The organism is Listeria monocytogenes (assembly GCF_900187225.1).
Classification (GTDB): Bacteria; Bacillota; Bacilli; order Lactobacillales; family Listeriaceae; genus Listeria; species Listeria monocytogenes.
Genome location: NZ_LT906436.1, coordinates 1,136,566 through 1,160,313, shown reverse-complemented (window position 1 = coordinate 1,160,313; position 23,748 = coordinate 1,136,566). Strand labels below are relative to the sequence as shown.

26 protein-coding genes and 2 riboswitches are annotated in these 23,748 nt (G+C 40.3%); of the genes, 1 reads left to right on the top strand and 25 read right to left on the bottom strand.

Annotated features, from left to right (window positions below):
* Nucleotides 1-88 precede the first annotated feature (88 nt).
* From CKV70_RS05935 to pduA (CKV70_RS05820), 23 genes are all read right to left on the bottom strand, one after another.
* Nucleotides 89-1,546: a sensor histidine kinase gene (locus CKV70_RS05935; protein ID WP_003721572.1), complete on the bottom strand. Its 1,458-nt coding sequence runs from the start codon at nt 1,544-1,546 to the stop codon at nt 89-91.
* Nucleotides 1,539-2,120 carry an ANTAR domain-containing response regulator gene (locus CKV70_RS05930; RefSeq protein ID WP_003724712.1) on the bottom strand — a complete coding sequence of 194 codons (582 nt, stop codon included), beginning with the start codon at nt 2,118-2,120 and terminating at the stop codon, nt 1,539-1,541. The genes CKV70_RS05935 and CKV70_RS05930 overlap by 8 nt, the downstream gene beginning before the upstream one ends.
* Before the next feature lie 274 nt (nt 2,121-2,394).
* A complete protein-coding gene (locus CKV70_RS05925; RefSeq protein ID WP_010989700.1) occupies nt 2,395-3,534 on the bottom strand; it encodes a 1-propanol dehydrogenase PduQ in 1,140 nt (379 codons plus the stop codon).
* A 383-nt stretch (nt 3,535-3,917) separates the two neighbouring features.
* Nucleotides 3,918-4,067: riboswitch (adenosylcobalamin (AdoCbl) riboswitch) on the bottom strand.
* A gap of 55 nt (nt 4,068-4,122) precedes the next feature.
* Nucleotides 4,123-4,998 (bottom strand): GHMP family kinase ATP-binding protein, encoded by an 876-nt coding sequence (locus CKV70_RS05915; protein ID WP_014600757.1) that lies wholly within the window; start codon nt 4,996-4,998, stop codon nt 4,123-4,125.
* Nucleotides 4,988-6,073, bottom strand: a complete 1,086-nt coding sequence (gene cobD / locus CKV70_RS05910) for a threonine-phosphate decarboxylase CobD (protein ID WP_009926914.1) — start codon at nt 6,071-6,073, stop codon at nt 4,988-4,990. Before cobD ends, CKV70_RS05915 begins: the two co-directional genes overlap by 11 nt.
* A 13-nt stretch (nt 6,074-6,086) precedes the next feature.
* Nucleotides 6,087-7,280: an acetate/propionate family kinase gene (locus CKV70_RS05905; RefSeq protein ID WP_014600756.1), complete on the bottom strand. Its 1,194-nt coding sequence runs from the start codon at nt 7,278-7,280 to the stop codon at nt 6,087-6,089.
* A 65-nt stretch (nt 7,281-7,345) separates the two neighbouring features.
* Nucleotides 7,346-8,050 (bottom strand): MIP/aquaporin family protein, encoded by a 705-nt coding sequence (locus tag CKV70_RS05900; RefSeq protein WP_003721565.1) that lies wholly within the window; start codon nt 8,048-8,050, stop codon nt 7,346-7,348.
* A 27-nt stretch (nt 8,051-8,077) separates the two neighbouring features.
* Nucleotides 8,078-9,196 carry a 1-propanol dehydrogenase PduQ gene (locus tag CKV70_RS05895; RefSeq protein ID WP_003732744.1) on the bottom strand — a complete coding sequence of 373 codons (1,119 nt, stop codon included), beginning with the start codon at nt 9,194-9,196 and terminating at the stop codon, nt 8,078-8,080.
* A 15-nt stretch (nt 9,197-9,211) separates the two neighbouring features.
* Nucleotides 9,212-10,621, bottom strand: a complete 1,410-nt coding sequence (locus CKV70_RS05890; protein WP_012951491.1) for an aldehyde dehydrogenase family protein — start codon at nt 10,619-10,621, stop codon at nt 9,212-9,214.
* A gap of 6 nt (nt 10,622-10,627) precedes the next feature.
* Complete coding sequence (locus CKV70_RS05885; protein WP_014600755.1) at nt 10,628-11,623, bottom strand: cob(I)yrinic acid a,c-diamide adenosyltransferase; 996 nt, start codon at nt 11,621-11,623, stop codon at nt 10,628-10,630.
* A gap of 14 nt (nt 11,624-11,637) precedes the next feature.
* Complete coding sequence (locus tag CKV70_RS05880; RefSeq protein WP_003736331.1) at nt 11,638-11,901, bottom strand: EutN/CcmL family microcompartment protein; 264 nt, start codon at nt 11,899-11,901, stop codon at nt 11,638-11,640.
* Between the two features lie 4 nt (nt 11,902-11,905).
* Entirely contained in the window at nt 11,906-12,385 is a 480-nt protein-coding gene (gene pduM, locus CKV70_RS05875; protein WP_014600754.1) for a PduM family microcompartment protein, read from the bottom strand.
* Nucleotides 12,382-13,221 (bottom strand): ethanolamine utilization protein EutJ, encoded by an 840-nt coding sequence (gene eutJ, locus CKV70_RS05870; protein ID WP_003721559.1) that lies wholly within the window; start codon nt 13,219-13,221, stop codon nt 12,382-12,384. The genes pduM and eutJ overlap by 4 nt, the downstream gene beginning before the upstream one ends.
* A gap of 20 nt (nt 13,222-13,241) precedes the next feature.
* The gene (locus CKV70_RS05865) at nt 13,242-13,877 is read right to left on the bottom strand and encodes a phosphate propanoyltransferase (RefSeq protein WP_014600753.1); all 636 of its coding nucleotides are present in this window, start codon (nt 13,875-13,877) and stop codon (nt 13,242-13,244) included.
* A gap of 3 nt (nt 13,878-13,880) precedes the next feature.
* Nucleotides 13,881-14,156: a propanediol utilization microcompartment protein PduA gene (gene pduA / locus CKV70_RS05860; RefSeq protein ID WP_014600752.1), complete on the bottom strand. Its 276-nt coding sequence runs from the start codon at nt 14,154-14,156 to the stop codon at nt 13,881-13,883.
* 24 nt (nt 14,157-14,180) lie between these two features.
* Entirely contained in the window at nt 14,181-14,618 is a 438-nt protein-coding gene (locus tag CKV70_RS05855; protein ID WP_003721557.1) for a BMC domain-containing protein, read from the bottom strand.
* Between the two features lie 12 nt (nt 14,619-14,630).
* The gene (locus CKV70_RS05850) at nt 14,631-14,978 is read right to left on the bottom strand and encodes a glycerol dehydratase reactivase beta/small subunit family protein (protein WP_003732742.1); all 348 of its coding nucleotides are present in this window, start codon (nt 14,976-14,978) and stop codon (nt 14,631-14,633) included.
* On the bottom strand, nt 14,975-16,795 hold the full coding sequence (locus CKV70_RS05845; RefSeq protein WP_014600751.1) for a diol dehydratase reactivase subunit alpha: 1,821 nt from the start codon (nt 16,793-16,795) through the stop codon (nt 14,975-14,977). The genes CKV70_RS05850 and CKV70_RS05845 overlap by 4 nt, the downstream gene beginning before the upstream one ends.
* A gap of 44 nt (nt 16,796-16,839) precedes the next feature.
* Nucleotides 16,840-17,352, bottom strand: a complete 513-nt coding sequence (locus CKV70_RS05840; RefSeq protein ID WP_003732740.1) for a diol dehydratase small subunit — start codon at nt 17,350-17,352, stop codon at nt 16,840-16,842.
* A 16-nt stretch (nt 17,353-17,368) separates the two neighbouring features.
* Nucleotides 17,369-18,028, bottom strand: coding sequence for a propanediol/glycerol family dehydratase medium subunit (locus CKV70_RS05835; protein ID WP_010989693.1), 660 nt, complete (start codon nt 18,026-18,028; stop codon nt 17,369-17,371).
* 37 nt (nt 18,029-18,065) lie between these two features.
* Entirely contained in the window at nt 18,066-19,730 is a 1,665-nt protein-coding gene (locus CKV70_RS05830) for a propanediol/glycerol family dehydratase large subunit (RefSeq protein WP_008947521.1), read from the bottom strand.
* A gap of 18 nt (nt 19,731-19,748) precedes the next feature.
* The gene (pduB, locus tag CKV70_RS05825; RefSeq protein ID WP_003732739.1) at nt 19,749-20,552 is read right to left on the bottom strand and encodes a propanediol utilization microcompartment protein PduB; all 804 of its coding nucleotides are present in this window, start codon (nt 20,550-20,552) and stop codon (nt 19,749-19,751) included.
* Nucleotides 20,545-20,832 carry a propanediol utilization microcompartment protein PduA gene (gene pduA, locus CKV70_RS05820; RefSeq protein WP_003719356.1) on the bottom strand — a complete coding sequence of 96 codons (288 nt, stop codon included), beginning with the start codon at nt 20,830-20,832 and terminating at the stop codon, nt 20,545-20,547. Before pduA (CKV70_RS05820) ends, pduB begins: the two co-directional genes overlap by 8 nt.
* A gap of 301 nt (nt 20,833-21,133) precedes the next feature.
* Between pduA (CKV70_RS05820) and CKV70_RS05815 the strand changes: the two genes are divergently transcribed.
* Nucleotides 21,134-22,018 carry a PocR ligand-binding domain-containing protein gene (locus tag CKV70_RS05815; RefSeq protein ID WP_003721549.1) on the top strand — a complete coding sequence of 295 codons (885 nt, stop codon included), beginning with the start codon at nt 21,134-21,136 and terminating at the stop codon, nt 22,016-22,018.
* Nucleotides 22,019-22,168: 150 nt separating this feature from the next.
* A riboswitch (cobalamin riboswitch) is annotated at nt 22,169-22,359 on the bottom strand.
* Nucleotides 22,360-22,424: 65 nt separating this feature from the next.
* Here CKV70_RS05815 and cobC read toward each other — a convergent pair.
* Together cobC and cobS are read right to left on the bottom strand one after the other, a co-directional pair.
* Nucleotides 22,425-23,000 (bottom strand): alpha-ribazole phosphatase, encoded by a 576-nt coding sequence (cobC, locus tag CKV70_RS05810; RefSeq protein WP_014600750.1) that lies wholly within the window; start codon nt 22,998-23,000, stop codon nt 22,425-22,427.
* Nucleotides 23,001-23,747: an adenosylcobinamide-GDP ribazoletransferase gene (gene cobS / locus CKV70_RS05805; protein ID WP_014600749.1), complete on the bottom strand. Its 747-nt coding sequence runs from the start codon at nt 23,745-23,747 to the stop codon at nt 23,001-23,003. It abuts the gene before it with no gap.
* Nucleotide 23,748 lies beyond the last annotated feature (1 nt).

Here is a 23,748-nt window from a genome sequence, read left to right as displayed (position 1 = left end):
AACCCTCACTCCTTTCTAGCAAAAGAAAAAGCTTAAAGACAAATAACGGTATCGTTACTTGGCTTTAAGCTTCATCGCTTTTTCATAGCTACTTCTTTGTAGCATGGATAGAATTGTATTTAAAATCAAACATTGTTTTCGTTCCATGTTCATTCGATTCAATGGTTACTTTGCCTCGAAGTTTATCTTTAATGTAACTTTTGACAATGGAAAGTCCTAGGCTTTTTTCGGACACTTTACGAACGTTGAACCCATGACCGTTGTCCGTTACTTCTGCGTGAATAATATTTTTTTCTTCTTTTATTTGTAGTAAAATTTCGCCTGATTCATTTGGATGGAATGCGTGATCATAGGAGTTTTGTAAGAGCTCATTCATGACAAGCGCCAGTGCCACGGTTCGGTCACTGTCCAAATAAATGCGTTTATCAATATCCATTCTAACAGCTACTTTTGGACAATCCGTACAACATCTTTCAATATTGTAGGCGACTGTTTCGATGACCATATAAAGGTTAATGCCGTCTTCCATTTGCTTCGATAAAAGCTCATGTGTTGCTGCAATGGCAAGGATTCGACTGACACTTTCATTTAGAATCTTCTGTGCTTCCATACTTGTAGAACGTCTGCCTTGAATGCGCAATAAGGAAACAACAGATTGCAAATTATTTTTGACACGGTGATGAATTTCACGAATAGCAACGGATTTAGAAACAATTTCTGCTTCTTTCACCTTAATATCCGTGATGTCATGCAAGATGAGAATAAAACGGCATTCCTGCTCGTCCTCTTCTTTTACAAAAATCTGCTTCATAATAAAGTAATTCCCGGCGATAACCACTTCTTTTTTTAACTGAATCGGTTGTTTTCCAGTTTCAATTTGATACATGATTGCGTCAAACATCATCTGGTCGAGGGATAAATTATCATAATGCATACCTTGAATGTCTTCCATATAACCAAGTCTTTCGTAATACTGATCTGCAGCGCAATTCTTTTGCTGCAAAATCCCGTTTCGGTCAAAAATCAAAATGGCATCATCTAGTTGATCAGTAATCGAATCCGTTAGTTTACTCATGGCAGACAGCGTGGTAGAAACATCTCGATAAGCCGTTTCTTCATTGTCAATTTCAAAATGAGCTTTAATTTCGGCGCTAATATCGTTTTCTAGAATTAGGACGGCAATAACTCGCTGTTTATTACGAATTGGATAAACTTTTTGGCGAATTAATACGTTTTCTTGTGTTTTCGCAAGTAAGTCATTGGAGTTCATACCCGTTTCCAATGTTCTAAGTACACCTGGCTCATTAGACCTTAGGGCTGTTTCCCCGACTACTTTGTTTTTGTATAGTGATTTGGTTGTTTTTGGTGGTGTATGATGAATGACAAGTGCTTCACTGGTTAGTTTGTTATACACATCAATGAATACATCCACGTCTTGATACATCGCCGATACGCTTAATGACTGGGCAGTATGAATTAATTCATCAATATCGTGCTCCGATAAATCTGTGTAGCGTAAACACATTTCTCGAATCGTTTTAGTCATCGCTCATCACAATCGTTTCTGCGATTTCCATCATCGGACAGCGTTTGTCCATGCTCAGATTACGAATCATGTTGTAGGCTTCTTCTTCTGTGATGTTGTTCTCAATCATAAGCACACCTTTTGCTTTTTCAATCACTTTGCGTTCTTCTAACTTTTTGGTGAGCTTTTCTAGTTGCTGCTCTAATTTTCTTGTTTCTCGCCCTTTGGCAATACTCATTTCAACTGTTGGGATCAAACTTTTCTCATCAAGTGGCTTGACTAAATAACCTAATGCTCCAAATCCTTTTGCTTTCTCCGTGTTTTTGGGGTCACTAAATGCGGTAAGTAAGATAATTCCGCCAGCAAGCCCTTCTGAAATAATTCGTTTCCCCGCTTTTAAGCCGTCTAAGAGTGGCATTTGAATGTCCATGATAACAAGATCTGGCTGATGGCTTTTGCATAGTTCGATTGCTTCAAAACCATCTGTCGCTTCCCCTACAACATTGTAGTTCGCTTCTTCTAAGATGTCTCGGATGTCCATTCTTGTAATAGGTTCATCATCGGCTATTACAATTCTTCCATTCATTCCTGTCACGTCCTCTTCTTCTGCTATTGATTGACTCGTCACAATATAGGACAAAATCATTCTATAGAAGCATTTACTTGAGCGAAAGAGTAAAAGAGCTAGAGAAAAATTTCTCCAAGAAAATAGAAAGAGCCCCTTAAAAATATTGTGCAATATTTTTGAGGGAGCCCCGTTGCTCTGCTATATTTATAATTCCACACGTCTTTGTGCTCGGTTCTATTATAAAGTAGCATGAAAACGATGTCAATAGGTTATTTGATTCCAGTTGTGAAATAAATAACTTTTATGCCAACATCTTCTCAAGAATCGCGCTAACATCTGTTTCAGTCGGTGTTCTTGGATTTGTTGCAGTGCATCCGTCATTTAGCGCACCTTCAGCGATTTGAGCAATATTTTCATTTAAATCAGTGCGGCTAATACCACATTCTGTTAATGTAGTTGGCATATTGAGTTTCTTTTGAAGTTGTTTAATGGCATTAATTAAGCTGCGAACGCCAAGACGTGTATTCGATGCTGGCATTTTCAGTAATTTAGCGATTGCTGTATAACGTTCTGCTGCTCGGTTATCTGGATTGTTACCAAAATCACTTGTAATTCCAGCGTTATAACTAATTACGTGTGGTAAAAGTAATGTGTTCATACGGCCATGCGGGATTTTAAATTTCGCACCAGCTGTATGCGCAATACCGTGATTTAAGCCAAGCGAAGTAATGTTAAAAGCCATTCCTGCAAGACAAGACGCATTATGCATTTTTTCGCGAGCTTCTAAATCATTGCCATCTTTGTAAGCACGTTCTAAGTATGTGAAAACTAATTGGATAACTTTTTCTGCCATTGCATCCGAGTAATCATTTGCTTTTGTAGATACATAGGCTTCAAGCGCATGCGTTAATACATCCATACCTGTATCTGCTGTGATTGCTGGTGGAACAGATTTTACTAAGTCAGCGTCTAAAATTGCTTCATCTGGTAAAATAGCATCTGTAATTAGTGGGTATTTGATTGCTTTTTCTTTGTTTGTAATAACAGAAAAACTAGTTACTTCTGAACCAGTTCCACTAGTTGTCGGGATAACGATGAAAGGCATTGCGCGCACCGTACCAAGTTTTTGACCGAAGAATTTCATCGCTTTCGCTGCATCAATCGCTGAGCCACCACCAATTGCAATCATCAAGTTTGCGTCACATTCATTTAGAACTTCGATCCCTGCTACCACGTTTTCAATCGGTGGGTCTGGAATAATTTCGCTAAAAATCGTATATGTATTCGATTGATCAATTTTGTCTGTAATCGCGTTAATCATTCCGGAACTAACCATAAATGGATCCGTTACGATAAAGATTTGTTTGTCTTTAAAATCGAGTAAACGATCTGTTGCTCCTTGGCCAATGTAAAGGTCTGTTTTAAAACTAACTTTTTGCATGAGATTACCTCCTAGTTTTTTAAAATTAAAAAAGAAGCTTTGAGTAGAGAAATTTTCTCTTCCAACTCAAAGCTTCTTTGCTAAGTAAACAGTACGCCTTTGTACCGTAAAATATTTTATTTGTCCACTTTATTAAAAACCAAACACGTGGAAATGTCAAATCTTTTTTTGTAAATAGGCAATGAAGATACATTCCTTGTATCACTCTTTTCGTCGTTGAAAAGATCATTGCCCACCATAAAACGAAGCGGTGCACATCTTTGTGCGTATGGTGCTTGATAAAACGTAGCTCGTTCAGCTTCTCGGCACCAAACCATTTACAGTGGGCTTATTTGTTTTAAAAACAAATAAAAAAGCCCCAGTGAGACAACTACACTGGAACCAAGAATTATACATACTTTGCCTCGAAGCAGTATAACCAGTTAAAACAATTAGATAAAAGACCTGACTTAGAGTGTCTAACTCCTTACAGTGGCGGGACCGTGCTGGACTTTCACCAGACTTCCAGTATCTAACTGTTTGTATGAACGAATTCGTTTATCAAAATTATTATAGCATAAAATAGACCGCTTGCAAGAAGAATTTGCTTTACGAAATAATTTGAACCCCACCGCTGACAAACTCACGGAAATAATATCGGCTGTAAAAAGTCGTGACATAGCGCCGTTCTAGTTCAAATAAAATTTCGAGCGGATCGGTTTTTTCGAGTTCATAAAGTATACCGACAACTGTGCCACTATGCGAAACATTTAGCCCCACTAAATCCAAGTTTTCCGTCACTTCTAGAATTTCTTTCCAAAATGGTTTTGGTAAAATAGTTTGGTTGCACGCTGCGCTAATCGATGCTGCTTCTCCAAGTAAGCGGATTGATTTTTGCGTGACAGCTTGTTGGAAATAATCCATCGCTTTTGCTAGTTGCCCTTCATTTTTGAGTAATTGCGCTTGGTGATTTTCTTGCCGATAAGTAGCTGTTTCTAAAACGGTGAGTGGTTCTAACACAACGACACCAAGCTTTGGAATCCAATTGAAGTTTTGGATTACATCCCCTTTTAAATGATCAAATAACGTTAGTGACTCGAAAATGGTGCTATCGGTTGGTTCTAGTTTCAAACACAACTTGGCAATTTCAATTTCTGTGATGGATTTGTTCAACCATTTTGCTGTGGCAACGATTGTTGCGGCAATATCAGCAGTGGAACTTGCCATGCCTTTTGCGACCGGAATAGTCGATTTCACTTGTAAAGATACTTGCGGGAGGTCTCTTTTTGTCACACCAAAATACTCGCAAGTTACTTGAAATGCGAGCCATGCTTTTGTATGCCCGGAGCTATTTAGTCCTACTTTATTGGATAAAGTGACTTCGGAATACCAGTTGATTGGGTAAGAAATCAGTTTCTCTCCGCCTAAAATCCAACCTTGCAAAAGTTCTCCACAAGAAGCCGGACACCTCGTTTTAATTTCCACTGAAAATCACCTCAAGCGCTGTTAAGAGTTGGCTATTATCGGCTCTACTTTTCACCGCAACTCGGTAATAATTCTCGGTAAGGCCTCGGTAATTAGCGCAACTTCGAATAAAGATTCCTTTTAAAAGCAATTCTTTTCGTAAATCAAGCGGTTTTTCGAGGTGGAAAAATATGTAATTTACAGTTGGTCGGTACACGGTAAGTGCTGAAAATCTGCTTAAGCCTCGGTACAAAAAGTCTCGTTCCTCGTTAATCCAATCGAACGTTTGTCTAATATAGGCTTCGTCCTCTAATAACATTTGCCCTGCTAAGTCAGCAAATGTATTAATCGACCAAGGTTCGCGCATTTGCATGAGCGCTTCGGCTAATAAGTCATTTTTTGTCAGCAAATAACCAAGTCTTAGACCTGGAATCGCGAAAAACTTCGTAAAGGCGCGAATAATTGCTACATGCGGAAATCTTTCTAAATTGTTGATCATCGAAATTGTCTCATTTTCTTCTAAAAAGTCCATAAAAGCCTCATCGATAATTAAATATATGTTTCGTTTTTCACATAAATCAGCAATCTTTATCATTTCTTGTTGCGCGATAAGTTGTCCGGTTGGATTATTGGGGTTACACAAACAAACAGCTTCGATTTCCGTATCTCGTTCGAGTATTTCTAGTACAATTTCCACCGCCGCAAAATTGGTTTCTTTCGTTAACTCTGCATAAACAATTTCGGCATCAAAAAAAGCACGTTCATATTCCGCAAAAGTAGGCGCAAGTAAGAGTACTTTTTGCGCCTTGGTTACTTTTGCTATTCCGAAAATCAGCTCAGTCGCCCCGTTTCCAGGAATAACATTCGCTAGGTCGAGTTGATGAAACGAGGCAATTCGCGCACGGAGCGCCAAGTAATCTGGTTCTGGATATTCTACCAGTTTGTCCAAATTCGCTGTTATTGTTTGTTTCAAACTAGCTGGGACTCCTAGTGGATTAATATTCGCACTGAAATCGAGCACCATTTCTTTCGTTAATCCGTGTTGTTTTGCTAGTTCATTATAGTTGCCGCCGTGAGAAGCCGTCGTTATCTTCACATCAAATCGCTCCTTAACCTATCGTTTGTTTTGCATACTTTTCTACATCGCGAGCAATCATTAGTTCTTCATTGGTTGGAATAATACATACTTTGACTGCTTCATTATCATTGCTAATTATCATATCACCCGCATTATTTTTTGTCACATGGCAGGTTACACCAAGATAACTTAGCTGTTCTGTCACCATTTGGCGGATTAACGGGGAATTTTCACCCACACCCGCTGTAAATAATAATGCATCGCAACCGTTCATTGCGGAGGCATAAGCACCAATGTAGTTGCATATTTGGCCAGTAAACATACGTAGCGTTAATAACGCGCGCGAATTTCCTTCTTTAGCAGCTATTTCGATATCTCTAAAATCGCTTGAAATTCCCGAGACGCCAAGAACACCTGATTCATTAGACATCATATGCATCACTTCATCCAAGCTATAGCCTAATTCATCAACTAAATACGGGATGATTGTCGCGTCAATTGTACCAGAACGTGTTCCCATCATCAAGCCAGCATTTGGTGTAAAGCCCATCGAAGTGTTCACTGATTTTCCAGCTTCAATCGCACAAACACTCGCTCCGTTACCCAAATGACAAGAAATAATTTTTAATTTTTCTAAAGGTTTCTCAAGAACTTCTGCTGCTTTTCCAGCCACATATTTATGACTCGTTCCATGAAAACCGTATTTTCGAATATGATGTTTTTCGTAAAGCTCATAAGGAAGCGCATATAAAAAGTTTTCTTGTGGAATCGTTTGATGAAATGCTGTATCAAATACTGCAACCGAAACCGCATTTGGCAGCAATTCACGGAACGTTTTGATACCGATGATATTCGCTGGATTATGCAGTGGTGCAAGGTTTGTCACAGCTTCAATTCCCTTCACCACTTCATCCGTTACAACACACGAGGTAACAAAATCTTCTCCACCATGCGCAACACGATGTCCGACCCCTGTAATTTCGCTCAGATCATTGATTACTTGATGCGCCTTCAGCTGCTCCAGTAAAATCTCGACTGCTTTCCCGTGGTCATTGATTGCTCGTATTTCTTTGATTTTTTTATTTTGAAAGGACATGTTGAAAATGGCGTCTGGTAGACCGATTCTTTCAATTAAGCCCTTAACTAAAACTTCTTCTCCTGGCATCGTAAAAATTTGGAATTTCAGTGAAGAACTCCCTGCGTTTATCGCCATAATTTTGTGCATATAGCTCAGTCCTTTCTCATTTTTAAAGGAGTAAACAAAGCCATTCTTGTTTACTCCATGCTTTTTTATAATAAAATGTTAAATAGTCCAATGGCTAAGAGACCACCAATGATTGGTCCGACAATTGGAATCCAAGCGTAACGCCAGTCTGATCCACTTTTATTTGGTACCGGTAGTAAAAAGTAAGCAAGCCTTGGTCCTAAATCACGAGCTGGGTTAATTGCATAACCTGTCGTTGGTCCAAAACTCATTCCGATGGCAACTACTAGAAAGCCAAGAATTAATGGATTTAAGCCATCTGTGAAACTGTTCGCTCCAATCATAAGTAAGCCAAAAATGAAAGCAAATGTTGCGATAATTTCACTGATTAAGTTGAAAGGTGTATTTCTAATCGCTGGTCCTGTGGAAAAAATACCATGTGTATCAATTTCTGGGGGAGTCGCTTTAAAATGCGGATAGTAATGTAAAATAACGATGGATGCTCCAACAAATGCTCCGGCGATTTGGGCTATAATATATGGCACCACATCTGCCCAAGGAAACGATCCTCCAACTGCCAGTGCAATAGTTACAGCTGGGTTTAAATGCGCCCCGCTATATGCTCCTGCTACATAAATCCCAATCATTACCGCAAAACCCCAACCAAATGTAACAACTACCCAGTTTGCCCCTTGAGATAATGATTTATTTAATGTCAATCCTGCTAAAAGGCCGTTCCCAAACATAATTAAAACCATCGTCCCAATAAATTCCGCCAAATATGCTGACATAGTTTATCCTCCTTTATAACGTAAATTCTAAATAATTTGTTCTAAAATTTCTTTTAGCTCTTGATGTGTCGGTGTCGTTGGACTAGTCGGTAAGCAAGCGTCTTTCAGTGCATTCGTTGCAATTTCGTCCATTTTTGCATAGACTTTTTCTTTTGCTACTCCAGCATCTGTTAACGTCCGTGGCATTTGCATATGTTCCATCATCGCTACGATTCTTTCGCGAAGTAAGCGGACTGCCGTTTCGTTCGAGTCTGATCTGGAAGCAATGCCGCAAATGCGCGCCATCTCCGCATATTTTTGTTCCGTTTCGCGATTTTTAAAGGCGTTAAAACGAATCACTGCATCCAGTAGAATCGCATTGGCTAGCCCGTGGGGTACGTGGAACTGTGCACCAAGTTGATGCGCAATACTGTGATTCAAACCTAAATTGGCGCAGTTAAATGCCATTCCAGCCATAGTAGACGCATTATGCATTTTTTCCCGATTCGCTAAATTACGACCATCATCATAACAACTCGTTAAGAAACGTAACGTTAATTGCACACTTTTTTCACCAAGAGCATCGGTATAATCGCTCGCATCTTTAGAGACATAAGCTTCGATAGCGTGTGTTAGGACATCCATCCCAGTGTTCGCCGTAATGGCTGGAGGTACCGTAACAACTAGCTGCGCATCCAAAATAGCCATATCCGGAATTAGTTCATCTAAGAAAAGCGGATATTTAATTTTCGTTGTTGGATCTGTAATAACGGTTGCGGCTGTTACTTCCGAGCCTGTACCGCTAGTGGTTGGAATTGCAATAAAAGTACTGATATTGATTTTTTCCAAACGTTTGGCGAAATAGTAGATTCCTTTAGCCGTATCAATCGCTGAACCACCACCAAAAGCAATCATGACTTGCGGTTGGATTTTGCCTGCCTCACTAACCCCTCCAGCTACTTTGGAAATAGGCGGATCAGGCACTACATCGGTGAAAATATGCACATTATTGGATGCATCTAATTGTCCGATTAATCCTTGAAGCCCCTCTCCATCAGCCAAAAAACGGTCGCAGATAATCCAGACATTTTTATTTTTAATTTCTTTTAAAACTTGTAAACTATTCGTACCAAAAGCTACTTTTGTTTTAATTTGAAAGCTATTCATTCAGTTTGCCTCCTCTTAACGAATCGAAAAACCATCTGTTAAAACACAACGGCGACGTCTAGCAAAATGACGTGCTGTAGTGGTTCCTTCTCCGGTAGGCGTTGCAATTGTGAAAGTAGTGCTACCTTCTCCTCTAAAGCCTAATCCCGCAAATGAAGGACCATTTTTGACAAAGATGGATGTTTGCATGTCTCGTGCAGCTTTATTTAATCTAGAAATATTTTGCGAATGCATCGTTGCTGTGTGATGCAAGCCTTGTTCTAACTCAATAGCAACTTCAAGTGCTTCCTCAAAATTAGGAACTCTAACAACAGGAACGATTGGCATTAATAATTCTACTGTTGCAAAAGGATGCGTTTTTTCTGTTTCCACAATAATTAAACGTGGTGAAAAATCACAGGCTATTCCTGCTTCTTTTAAGATTTCTGAAGCGCTTTTTCCGACTAATTTTTTGTTTGTTACACCTTTATCAGTGACAGCTACTTTTTCTAGTTTTTGAATATCGCTTGGATTGGTCACATGTAACGCACCATTTTTTTCCATTTGGAACATTAAGAAATCTGCGATGCTATCAACTGCAACAACACTTTTCTCCGCAATACATAGAATATTATGGTCAAAAGATGCGCCGTCTACGATATCAGCAGCTGCTTTTTCGATGTTCGCTGTCTCATCTACAATGGATGGCGGATTCCCAGCACCTGCACCAATAACTTTTTTACCGGATTGCATGGCTTGAAGAACTACACCAGGGCCACCTGTAATAACAAGAAGCGGTACTTTCGGATGATTCATCATTTCTTGCGCGGCTTGAATGGATGGTTTTTCAACTGTAACAACTAAATTATCAACACCACAACTTTCGCGGACAATCGTATTCAACTTTTCAATCAACCAAAGAGAAATATTTTTCGCACCTGGATGCGGGCTATAAAATACTGCATTCCCAGCTGCTAGCATGCCGATTGTATTGCAGATTAATGTCTCCGTCGGGTTCGTGCTCGGTGCTACTGCCCCAATTACGCCATATGGAGAAAGTTCGTAAAGTGTCATTCCATTGTCACCAGTTGCGACTTCTGTGTACAAATCTTCAACGCCGGGCGTTTTTTCAATCGCTAACGTGTTTTTCAAAATTTTATCTGCCACATTTCCCATACCTGTTTCAGCAACTGCTCGCGCCGCAATGGATTCAATTTCTGGATAAAGTGCTTCGCGAATTGCTTTCACAACGTTGCGGCGTTCTTCTAATGATTTTTCTTTATAGCTATTTTGTGCTATAACTGCTGCTTGAACGGCCTCGTCAACTGTATCAAAAACCCCACTTTTCGCGCCTTTGGTCATTGTTTTTACTGGTGCATCTTTTTGTTCTGCTAATTTTTCTAAGAGAACTTTTTTTACCAGTTTTTCGAGTTCTAATGATTCCATACAGAATTACCCCTTCTCTATCATTGATAATGCTTTTTTTGCAATGTGGATATCCTCTTCCACTGATCCGCCGCTAATCCCAATTCCACCAATAATTGCTCCATCTTTTCCGTAGATTGGAACACCACCGCCAAAGGTTACAATATCACCATTTGTCAGTGTTTCTAATTGATAAAGTGGGGCTCCTGGCTGAACTGCTTCTGTTAATTTTTCTGTACTAGTTTTCATTGCTACAGCTGAATATGCTTTTTTCGTTGCCAGTTCTGCACTTACTAAAAGAGCGTGCTCCATTCGATAATTAAATCTGGCATTGCCGTGCGCATCGACAATAGCAAGTGTTACTGGAACGCCAATTTCTTCCGATACAATACAAACTTGGTGCATTAATTTTTCACAAAAGGAAAAAGATAAATCGCTTGTAACTGACTTTTCTTGGCCAGTTTGCTCTAAGTATTTGGCAACAATGAGCTTGGTCGCTTTATCGAGCATTTGTCTAAAATCCTCTTCTCTAGCAAGGATGTACAAGAAATCCGATAAGCGATTTACGAATTTTAATAACTCTTTTCGGATAGCTGTTTGTTCTGACAAACGAACTAATAATCGCTCACCGCGCCTAGCAACAGTCCTTGCGCTATGAAGAAATGCTCCGGCTGTGCTTGATCCAGGAAGAACAAAACTATCGACTTTTGGCAACTTTGCAGTGTAATCATCAATGACTTTTTCAAGTTGATTGATGTCGTTTTCTGTAATAATAATTTTGCTAGCGAGGGATGCTTCGTGCTCTGTTGCAAGTTCTGCGCAAACGTAAAACAACTGCCGCTCCACGTTTCTAAGCAAAGACTTATTCTCAGCTGAAGTCACGAATTTTTCTGCTACACTAATTTCTGCATTCAGCTCATCAAACGACCCATAGGTTTCGACGCGGTCATCGTATTTTTTCACACGATTCCCATCAAATAGTGCCGTTGTCCCTTTATCGCCGGTTTTTGTATAGATACTCACGAGTTATTCACTCCTTACTTATCAAAACTATCGACAATTGCGATAATTGCCGAATCAATCGCACTATTTGGTTCCGCAAAAACACTTCTAGCTGCATTGCCACGAGCAACAAGCACATACTCCCCAATTCCTGCCCCAACAGAGTCACACGCTACTTCTTCTGAGCGCACATGCTCTCCATTTGCATCAACCGGTTGTACAATCATCAATTTTTTACCAGTAAGTGAGTCTTCTTTTTTTGTAGAAACTACACTTCCTGTTATTTTTGCCATAAACATAACGTCACTGCCTTTCCCGCACTGCAATATTATTTTTCGTTAAATATTCATTTGCAAGCGGTGTAATAAGCTGCTTTTTATATTTGCAAAGTGTACTTCCGCTTGGGATTACCGCGCTATCACCGTAACAAATCACTTGACCACATGAATGAAAGAGTCTCTCACCTTTACTTGTAAAAACTGGGAACTCTAGCTGACTAAGCATTGTATAATCAAGCCAAGGTTCACCATTATCATATAGTTCAAGCTCAATGGTTACTCCATAATCTGTAGCTTTTTCGAACCAAGCAGTTAATGATTCTGCTCGATTTCCACCGAGTATTTGCTCAATAAAATGTTTGTTTACTTGTGTTAACCGAACCGTTCCGCTTTCCATAAAAATCGCAACTGGATCGCGTGGAAGTTTGCTGATAGCGATAGAAGTTTTACTTGTCGCACGAAGTTTCATGCGCTGGACAATGATTTCCACTAATTTTTCTATCATAAATTCTCGCTCCCTGAACTCATAGCAATACCAAGTGGTGTGACATACTGCGGATAATTCGGTTGAAAAACAGGCATCTTCAAATAGCTTTCAAACGTATCTTTGAACTGGCTATACGCGGAAGCACCACCAACGATATAAAGTGGCTCTGAGGGAGATTTCTCGAGATGAACACGGGTAATTTCTGCCATTTTTTCCACTACTGGACGCATCACAGAAAAATGCTCACTAGAATCTTTTTGCGCGCGTTTATTCTGTTCAGCTTCTTCTACTGGGACACCGTAATATCCAGCGAGAACAAGTGTCATATGCGTTCCTCCTGTTGGTTCATCTGCGGTATAAATTACTTCGCCATTTTCAAAAACACTGATTCCAGTTGTACCACCACCGACATCAACGACTGCACCAGTTTGCAAATTAAGTACCGCGGCTGCCGCAGTTGGTTCGTCAATCGTATAAAGTGCTTCCATTCCCGCGCTTTCGATTACATTCGCCACTACTTTTTTATTATTTCCGATAGTACCTGGTGGGATGGCTCCAGAAGCATGTGTCAAACTTATTCCGAGGCATTTTTCTGCTCTCGCTTTCAGTCGTGTCACAACCTCGACAGACTCGCGGTAATTGACAACAAGTCCATCGCGAACTGCATCTGCAAATTCAAACGCACCAAAAAGTGGTACATTATTCTCATCTAACACAACAAACACAATCGAGGAAGTACCTAAATCGACGCCAACTTTCACTTTTTCCCCAGCTGGAATTTTTTGTTCGATATCTTTATTCATTAGCGCTGCAAGCTGTTCCATTCGTTCATTGGCTGTTTGTAAAATATCCATTTTCCCACCTCCTTACCAGATCACGACTTGATTATTTTTGCAAAATTCGTGCCAGCAATATCTGCCGCGTTCGCTTCATCTGTATCAATATGCATTTCTGGAATAAATTGATTATTTACCCGAATCGTACAGTGATTTAAAACGAGACTTCGCATTTCTGAACCAACAAGGACAGAAACTTCATCGCCTTGTTTCACACCGAATTCATTCGCCACACTTTCTGGTAAATGGATGTGGCGTTTCGCGACAATCGCTCCTTTTGGTAAGCAGATTTCGCTATGTTTCGAAACAAGTTTAATTCCTGGTGTACCTTCAATATCTCCAGAAACACGAATCGGAATCTTCATACCAAGCATTCTTGCATCCGTTTTAGAAAGCTCTACTTGCGAAAATTTCCGAAGTGGTCCTAAAATGCGGACACGATGTAGTTCTCCCTTTTCTGAAACAACAGTAAGGGTTTGCTCAGCAGCAAATTCGCCAGGTTGTTTGAGCCATTTTTTTACTTGAATAGGTTCATTTGGAAAAAGTTGGTTATAGTCTGTTTCTGTTAGATGTATGTGGCGGTTAGAGACTCCAATAGGAATCTCTGTTTCCGCACCACTAAGTTTATCTGCTACTATTTGCTTGATTATTTCTTTTAATTCTTCTCTTTCCACGACTTATAAACCTTTTGGTAGCAATGTTTCTACATCATTGTGTGGACGTGGGATAACGTGGATAGATTGTACTTCGCCAACGTTACCAGCTGCTGCTGCGCCTGCATCTGTTGCTGCTTTTACTGCGCCTACATCACCGCGAACCATGACAGTTACAAGTCCAGAACCGATTTTTTCATACCCTACAAGTGATACATTTGCCGCTTTAACCATTGCGTCAGCTGCTTCGATTGCGCCAACAAGACCTTTAGTTTCAATCATTCCAAGTGCATTATTCATTATTATTTCCTCCTCAAATTATGTTTACTTCTCTTCTTCAAAATGGATACAATCTTGTCTAGGATCGCCTTTTACCCGTGGGCATAGAGGATCATGACATAGATTACAAGTCGCTTCTGTCGGCGCTTCGGTTTCCTCAACTTTTTCTGTTTCAACCATCACTTCCGGCTTTTCTGGCTCTATTTCTTCTTTCGGCCAAAATACTGTAAAAATCTCTTCCCCTGGTCGAGGAATGACTTTTTTCGCAATAAAACTGTCTGAGGCTATTGCGGTTTGTTCACCTGCTTCCAGTGCCGCGTTCACAGCAGCAACATCACCTTCTACTTTCACGGTAATCCAGCCAAAACCTTTTGCTTTTTCCGTGTCTACAAGTTGGATATTTGCTACTTTTGCCATTGTATCCGCTACGGCTATCGCTGAAGCAAGTCCTTTAATTTCAATAATTCCAATTGCTTGATGCATTCCTTCACCTCCTTATTTAAAAGGTACACCCTTGACAAGTCGCGCTGCATTCATTCCCATATTTCGCTGGTTTTCTAGTGTGGTTGCGCAAAAACGATGCGCTGAAAATAGTGGTTTATCTGGGGGTAAATTACGATAATGAATCACTAAATGATCATTTTTCAGCGTAACCCCTACTAGAAGCGGAGAACTCGCAGATGCTCGAAATGCTGCTTGCACTTCGTCTTTCAAAGGCATAATTTCTAATTCACATGGAATGCCTTCTTCTTCTATTCCAAATAAAACTTGTTTAATACTGTCTGGATTCGCATCTACATCTGCATGAAAATAAATGGCTGGCTTACTAACAACTGGAATCATGTCTTAGCACCTCCAGCTAGAATTAAGCCTGTAGCAACTGCATTTCTAGGGCCTTCTTTACCACGAATATTCCCACGGCCAGCAACGAGTGAATAATGAGAAAGTGCATCGGTAATTAATTGTGGAATCTCAAAATCAAGGGCTGATCCTCCAACAATTACAACAAATGGAATATCTCGAATATTCCCAGTTGGGCTGACATATTTTAATGCGCGGATGGTATTCGTTACAAAGACACGCTCTTTAGCTGAACGGCGAATTAATTTAATTTTTTCAATCGACACATCCCCTGGAATTGGTACAAAGCCATCTGGTTTTACAATGACAACTTTGGCAAAAACAGTTGGAGAGAGCGGCGTATCGAAAAATTGCACCGTGCCATCTTCATGCCGAATGTGGAAAATACTTTCTACTTTAGCAAGCGGATATTTTTTAATATCTTCTGCTAGATAACGGTCTTCAAGGCCAATTTCTGACTGGATAATCATCGTTACCATATCTCCCGCACCGGCTAAATGAGTTGCGATAATTTCCCCTTTGCCATTAATAATAGAGGCATCTGTGGAACCAGCGCCTAAATCTAAAATGGCAAGCGGCGTATTGGTTCCGGGGGTAGTGAGTGCCCCGAGAATGGCAGCCTCTGCTTCTGCGCCGCCAATTTTGACGCTTACTTGCAGTTCTTGTTCGATTTCTGAGGCGATAGCTGCCATTTGCAAGTGATCACTTTTTACCATGGAGGCAATCCCAACAGCTTGTTCCATGGAAAACTCACCTGCAAGCCCACCTTGAACGTCTACTGGAACAAATGTATCCACAGCTAGCAAATCTTGAATAAATATATCTGCTGGCAGTTTATCTGTTAGTCCAGCCATCGTTTGGCGCACTTTTTCTAGCATGCCACCGATATTGGTTCCTGGTTCTCCGCTAGCATTGTCGAGTTTTGGAAGCGACATTATGGCTTGCATGATTTTTTCAGAGCCTTCTGCGACATTGACACGCTGCGTTCTAGATCCTGACTGAAGTTCGATATGTCCAGCTGGTATTGTTCGAGCTTTCACATCTCCCTCTGGCGTTTTAATCACCACCGCCGAACGATTACCGATTAAAGCGCGTGCCACAGGAATGATATTTTTCGTTTCATCTGAACTTAAATGAAATACGGTTGCAATACCATATGGATTAGAAATGGTTTCAATGACTTTTCCGGGGGCAGCAACTTCAACAGCTGCTAGCATATCGACCGGCACTTTATCAATAAAACCAACTTCATCAACAATCGGGATTTTATGGTTTAATCGATTATGCACGAGAACCCCGTCGTCTGCTTGAAGAATCGCAGCAGTTATTTGATATCCATTTTCGACGTAAGTATTAATTTGCTTTGCTGCATCTTCAAAGTCGACTGTTTTTGGGATAATCACAATATACTCAGCATCTTTTGATTTAGATGTAACGTCATCCAATAGCACCGTCACACCTGAACCCATACCAAGTCCCCCTGGTGTTTTAGGATTGTGACCAATCATCGTAGACTCAGTAATGATTGTTTCTGTAATAGTTTCCATTGCCACATCGCCAATCACTGGTGTCGCTTCATTGATACGGATTTCGGCTAAGTCCTCGGTCGTCGCATTTACTTTCTCTAAAGCAAGTCGCAATGCTTTAAAAATCCCGTGAAGATTTTGTTTCGTTCCTTTGATACCGGTTGTGTCCGTAATAGCACTAGCAACAAACGCTGCTTCCTTCGAAGAGTTTGCCATAGCAAGTGCCACTTCCGTTGTAGAATTTCCGATATCAATCCCTGCAATATACTTCATTCATTTCACCGCATTTCCTACATAATCGCGAGCAAAGGGGAATTTTAATTATCACCTTTTAATTTCTTACGCTCTTGATAAAGCTGTGCTGCTTCACGAACATAATTAGAACAAATTGTAGCATGATAAACGCTCTCTAATTCATCTGCAATCGCCAGCAACTCTTCTCTCGAGGAACGATAAGGACGCATCGCATTATAAATTTCTAAAATGCGTTCATCTGGAACAATCGTTAGCTCTGCTGCACGTTCAAAATTATTCGCGAGTGTTGCACGTCCGGCATCTCTTGCTACTTGTGCTTGCATTTTAAGTGTTTCTGCTGTTACACGAACATCTTCCGGTTTGATTGTGCCATCTAGAACACTTTTCAACGTAATATCGTCTAATGATTTTGATGTCGATGTTTTTACAAGTTCTGGACGTTTCGTACCAAGTGGATAATCGCGAACAGTTAGTGTATCCCCGCTCACTTTTTGAGAAGTTGTTGTTGATACTCCGCCACTATTTACTTCTTGCAAAATATTTCTAACCATATTTTCTAGTGCTTCTTGATTCATCATTTTCACCTCACTATTAGTTTACTTGTAATTCGACTGCGTTTTTCCCTTGAACAACATGTTTTGTTTCTTTGATATGAAGTAAAGCTGCTTTGGCTTGGAATTTCGGACGTGCCATTTGATCGTTTACCATTGGCACTGGATTTGGTGATTCACCTTTAGCATATTTCGCCGCATTTTTACCAATTGCTCGGTATGTTTCTAGCGTAATTAGTGGTGCTTGCGGGAATAGCTCTAAGTTAGAAAGTGGTTGTAAATCTTTCTGATGGATTAATGCTGTACCGCGTGACTGAATGCCGATACAAATACCAGAACCACTTAACTTGTCGCCTTCTACTGCAACAAAAGCTACGTCAGAAGAACGGAATACACGGACAACGCGCGCTTTTAATCCTTCTTCTTCAATTCCTGCAATCAGTTCTCGTAAAATTTGTTTATGTGGAACACCGACAATATTTTTTGTTTGATATTTACCAAAAGCTGGCGCGACCGCAATAACAACTTCATCTTTTTGTCTACCCGGCTCCGCGTCCCCAACTTCTGTTAAAAAGCTTTCATCTGAAACGGCAACACTTGGTTGTTCTTTTTGGAAAGAAACTTTATCTTCTTTTAGCTGTAATTCATCTAGCACTTCCGAAATAATTCCGCGAAGCACTTTTTCGTTAATTTCAACCATGTCTCGTAATCCTCCTTTATAAAAAATGGGAAGTAGCTTAGTCTAATTCGTTTGCATCGACTGCAACAGCAATATCTTTTAATTTCTCCCAGCGTTCGCCCTCTAAGCGATAACCAGTTCCAGGACCTGCATAATCATTTAAGTCATTGACGGAACTAATAACATTCCAGTCTTTATCAATGATAGCTGATGTATGAAGGAAGTCTCCAGATACACGTTGTTTCAACATATTTAGTACACTTTCAGCAACATCGTCGAATCCACCAGCAGATAACGCTTTAACAACATCCAGACCAGTCACACCGCGGTCCATCATTTCGGCTGCTGCTTTAATATCTTCTACCATGTTACGTTCTGGCATATCTTTACTTCCACGTGCATACGTTGCTGCTTCTACTTCCGCATCGGTTACTTCTGGAAGACCTAATTTATCAAAGACAGCTTGAATTACTCGTGCCGCTTTATTTCTAACTGCAACGACTTCTTCTTCGGTAACCGGTGTTAACCCACCGTCTACTTTTAAATCACGTTGTAAAATATTGTAATCATCAAAGTCATCTGCATCAAAGTTGGAACCAGCGAACATATTGTCATAGTTAGGTGTTGCGCTGTAACCAGAGGAAATATAATCTGTTCCTGGTAAAAATTGCATCAGTAAACGAGCTGTACGACGAATATCCGAGTGTGAGAATGTTTGGTCATTTCCAGAAGCAACTTCTAGATCTAACATAACGGCAATTAAATTCTCTGCAAGAACTGCTCTAATACCACTTGGTACAGCACCTGGAATTCCGATACAACTAATCGAGCCATTTTGTAACCCTTGAACACCAGCCGCTTTCGTAATGAAAATACAGCGAGATTCAAGATAAAGCATTGATTTTCCTTCTGCATAACCCATTTGAACCTCAGAACCAGTCCCAGATGTGAAACGCATTTTCAAACCGCGAGACGCGTATGCACTTGCCAAAATACCTTTCGACCAAGGTGTATCATCTCCGTCTGTAAATACAGGTTCTGTACCATAGACAGAAATCGTTTCAGCGTAACAAGTTAAACCGCGCATACCGAGTTCTAATTCTGTTGCTTCTTCCAATGAGCATTGCGTTAGTACGCCTCCGCGACCAGTTTGCGAACCTACTAATAAGCTAAGCGCGTTAAAAGGTGCATAACGAACTACCGCAACTGTTGTTTCTTGTTCATCAAAGCCACGAATCGCTGCTTCTGCTGCATCGGCTGCAATTTGAACCGGATTATCACGCAAGTTTGTTACGTGGGCTTGGGTTGTTGGCGTTCTACGTGAGCGCATTTTTTGCATCGACATCATCATTTCGACAACGTTCATTTGCGAAACTACTTCTACTATTTTTGCCGGTGTCATTGCAGTTGTAAGTAAAACGATTTTTTCACGTGGTACATTTGGGTCGCAAAGCATATTCGCTAGCTTCACAGAATCCATTTGCATTACTTCTTCCGCACGAGATAAATCAACGCCATATTTAGCGATGAAATGGTCAATTAAGTCAAAATCAGCTAATTTTTTGCTGTCCATTTCGACTACTTTGCCATTTTCTATTTTAATACTTGGTTTTGGATCATTTGGACTTTCCATTGCGATTAAGCCTTCTTCAATCCATTCTTTTACAAAACCATCTTGATTGACCGGGCGTTTTGCTAACTCTTCAAAGCGTTTTGATTTCATCAGTCGTTACCCTCCGTTCTAAATGTAGGATGGACGATCATTTTTCGGTTCATCCCCTAAAGCTCCAAGTAATTTTTTACCAATTTCACGTGCAGAAATAACTGCTTGACGAACTGCGCCAGAATCTCCAGAGATACAAAGAATTACTTCATTGGAGAAACTTGTTCCATCTGCTGGTGAAGAATATGCAACAACATCTACGTTAGCGGATTTCACTGCTGTATCAGCCATTACAACACCAATTCCAGCTGGAGCACCAACCATAAGTCCGAATGCTTTCCCTACTGGCGCGCCGAATGCTTTTTCAAGTGCGTGACTTGCGCGAGCAGTATATTGAAGTTCAATGTGCCCAGCTTCATTGCCATAAACATCTCCAAAAGTTTTATCTAATTCATTTAGCGCCACTTCTACTGCGCGTTTCACATCTGAAACATCGTCACCACCAAAGATAATTAAAGAACCATGACCGGCACCGCCTTTTGTATCACGTGGTAATTCGATTTTTACTACTTCTGTATTCGTTGCTTTTACCGCTTCATCTGCAGCCATAATATGTGGACCTGCACCAGTACGGGCTCCTAAAATACCTATAGAACGGTAAGACTTCTCAAGCTTCATTGCTTCTAAAAGTTGTCCGTCTACATTCGCAATCACTAGGCCGATTGTATCTCCAATTGCTGTTCCTACAAACTCTGTTAATTGAACTGCTTTTTCACTCATTTGACGTGATCCTCCATCCTCTACTAGTTTTTCCGGGGCATCATTGACCGTTTCCATTACCTGTTTTAGAATTTCGTCAATCAGTTTATTTTGCTCACTCATCTGACTTCACCCTCACTGGTAAAATTTCTTCCACATCAGTATGCGGACGAGGAATAACATGTGTACTCATCACGGTACCTACATTTCTTGCTGCCGCTGCTCCTGCTTCTGTCGCTGCTTTCACTGCACCAACATCGCCACGAACCATGACAGTAACCAGTCCAGACCCGATTTTTTCGTACCCTGTTAATGTTACGTTAGCTGATTTAACCATAGCGTCAGCGGCTTCAATGGCGCCGACTAGCCCTTTAGTTTCAACTAAGCCTAGTGCTTCTTGCATGGGTGTACCTCCTTCTCAAAATAAGTATTTTACTCTCTCAGTATATGCAATCTGGAATATAAATAGTTGCCGCTTCCAAATAGAAAAAAGAAGACGCGAATCGTGTTTTAACACAATTTTGCGCCTTCAAAAAAAATAATGACAAAAAGCCATCCAGTAATGCATGGTTTGGGCATTCTCTTATGAAATTACTCTTAGCAATATATTGTTATCTTCATGGCAAGAAAATGTAAGCGCATTATAAATATGCTATACTAAGAACGACAGAAACACGCCAAGTCTCGCCGAAAGGGGAATAGCTATGTTACTACAGTCCAAAAGCAACGAAATGCTCATTGAAAAAGTGATGGATGAGTTCTCAGCCGCAACCAGTTTAGCCTCAGTTGTTGTAGATATACACGGTACCGAAGTTTCTAGATTATGTAACTTTACTCCTTTTTGCCAACTTATTCGCTCCAATCCCAAATATCGCTCCCTTTGCCAAAAATGTGATATGTTTGGTGGACTGGAAGCATCCAAAACTGGAAAACCTTTGATTTATCGATGCCACGCCGGATTAACTGATTTTTCAGTCCCTATCGTTGTCGAAAACCAACTTAGTGGATTTTTACTCAGTGGCCAGGTTATTTGTGAAGAAAGTAGTGAAGTTGGCAATATTCAAACAGAAGAAACCGATTGGAAAAACGATAAGGATCTTATCTCCGCGTTTCGCTCTGTCCCTGTTTTCAGCTCCAAAAAAATTAACTCTTCTGCCGAAATGCTAACGATTATTTCCCAGTATTACTTAAAATCCGAAATGGAAAAAAGCCGGGAAGAGCAAAAGCAAAAAATCGTTTTTCATCATACAAAAGTAGCGCATCATGAAGAAAATAAAGAAATTCGGAAAGCGCTTAAGTATATCGAGAAAAATCTTAACCGCCCAATTACTCTCGATGAAGTGGCAAGTCACGTGTACCTTAGCTCTTATTATTTTAGTAAGTTATTCAAAAAAGAAATGAATGTGAACTTCATTAATTATGTGAACCAGAAGAAGATGTCACTTGCCAAAGAAATGTTGAAAAACCCGCGTTTGTCCATTGATAATATCGCCCGCAACTTAGGCTTCACCCAAACAAGCTATTTCTGTAAAGTCTTCCGAAAAGAGTTTGATGTCACTCCAAAAGGCTACCGAGAAACCTTTAAGTAAGTATTTTTCAAAAGTCATGTTCTAGTACCTTAAGGATATGACTTTTTTGTTACCTGAAAAAAAAAAACTTTCATCCGTTATCGAATGAGAGTTTATGCACAGCAAACAAGCTATACTACCCGCATACGCTTTTTAGGACCCCGAAAAAGAGTTGCTTCCGTCTTATTTGGCGAGTATCCTGACTTGGCTTCATCCAACAATCGAACCTTCCCATACGCTAAAAACGTACAGTGGTTATCTCGATTCTTGTCCACCTTACAGTTGCGGGGGCAGTTTCGGCATCGCACCGAATTCCTCTTTCAGAAATGTACATACATTCCACCAACATAAGACCTATTTAACTACCTACATCTTACCACAAAGTATTTATAAAAAAACCGTTTTCATCTGAAACAACAAAAATCTACTATTGATTGGAAATAATAAAACGTTGAGATTTGTTGTCCCAGAGTGAATAACACCCTTGCTTAAAATCGACATCCCAATATTGTGCTATAGTTTGTTTTTGTAAAAAAAGCGCAATGACTCGCAAAACACCAAGATGACCTACGAGCAATACCGTATCGATTTGCTGCCATTTTTCCATTTCCACTTCCAACACTTCAACCACTCGTTCATAAAATATCGGAAAACTTTCCCCATTTGGAAATAATGCAGTTTGCCAATTATTACAGTATTCATTCCAAGCCTTTGGAAACTTAGTGCTAATTTCCTGATATGTATAACCTTCAAAGTCACCGAAATTCATTTCGTTCAAAGCCGGAAACCGAACCGTCTTTGCATTACTCAAAATGTTTGCTGACTGCTTCACGCGCATAAGATCACTCGTAACAACTAAATCAAACGAGTAACCCTCCAGCTTTTCGCGGAGATGTTCCATTTGTTGAACACCATGTTCATTTAAAGGAACATCAAGCTGACCACAATATTTTTTCGCTACATTCCAGTCCGTCTCCCCGTGTCGCGCAAAAATAAGTTGCACTTAAACCAACCCCCAAAGTAGCACTAAACAAAATAAACATATAAGTTGCCCCATTTGTCCACCCGCACCAAGCGTGTCCCCATTCATGCCACCAATCCGTTTATAAACAAATGCCCGGTAAATAATCGTAAACAAAATCACACCAACATAAGCAATAACACCAACATAGGAGAAAAAAAGCCCTAACGCAGCTAACACAATCACTTGCGCAATCACAATCGGCCACCAAGGAACTCCTAGAAAAATCGAACCTAGTCCTTCTTTTGATCCCGCATAGGTCATTTTTGCAAAAAGCAACATTGTCACACCTTTAGCAACAATTGGTAAGACGAAAAATAGCCAGCCAATTTGTTGTACATTTGGAACGGATAAGAATAAGGCACCATAAAAAAGAAAATAAAAGCAAATCGCAATCACACCGTTCGCTCCTACGCGACTATCTTTCATAATTTCCAACATCCGCTCTCTTTTTCGTGAAGAAAACAGCCCATCCGCCGTATCCGCCAGTGCATCCACATGGAACCCGCCAGTAATGATAACCTCTGCAAAAAGTCCCGCAATAATCGCAACCGGCAAAGGCATAACAAGCGCCACCAAAGTAAAAATGAGCCAATTCCAAGCCCCAATAATCACCCCGACAAATGGCAGCAAGGCGCTCCCTTTTTTCAAGTTGATTTCATCCATATTTATTTGGATGGGTAGCGGAATTCGTGTAAAGAATTGAATTAGTAAAATCAAAGTTTTCATA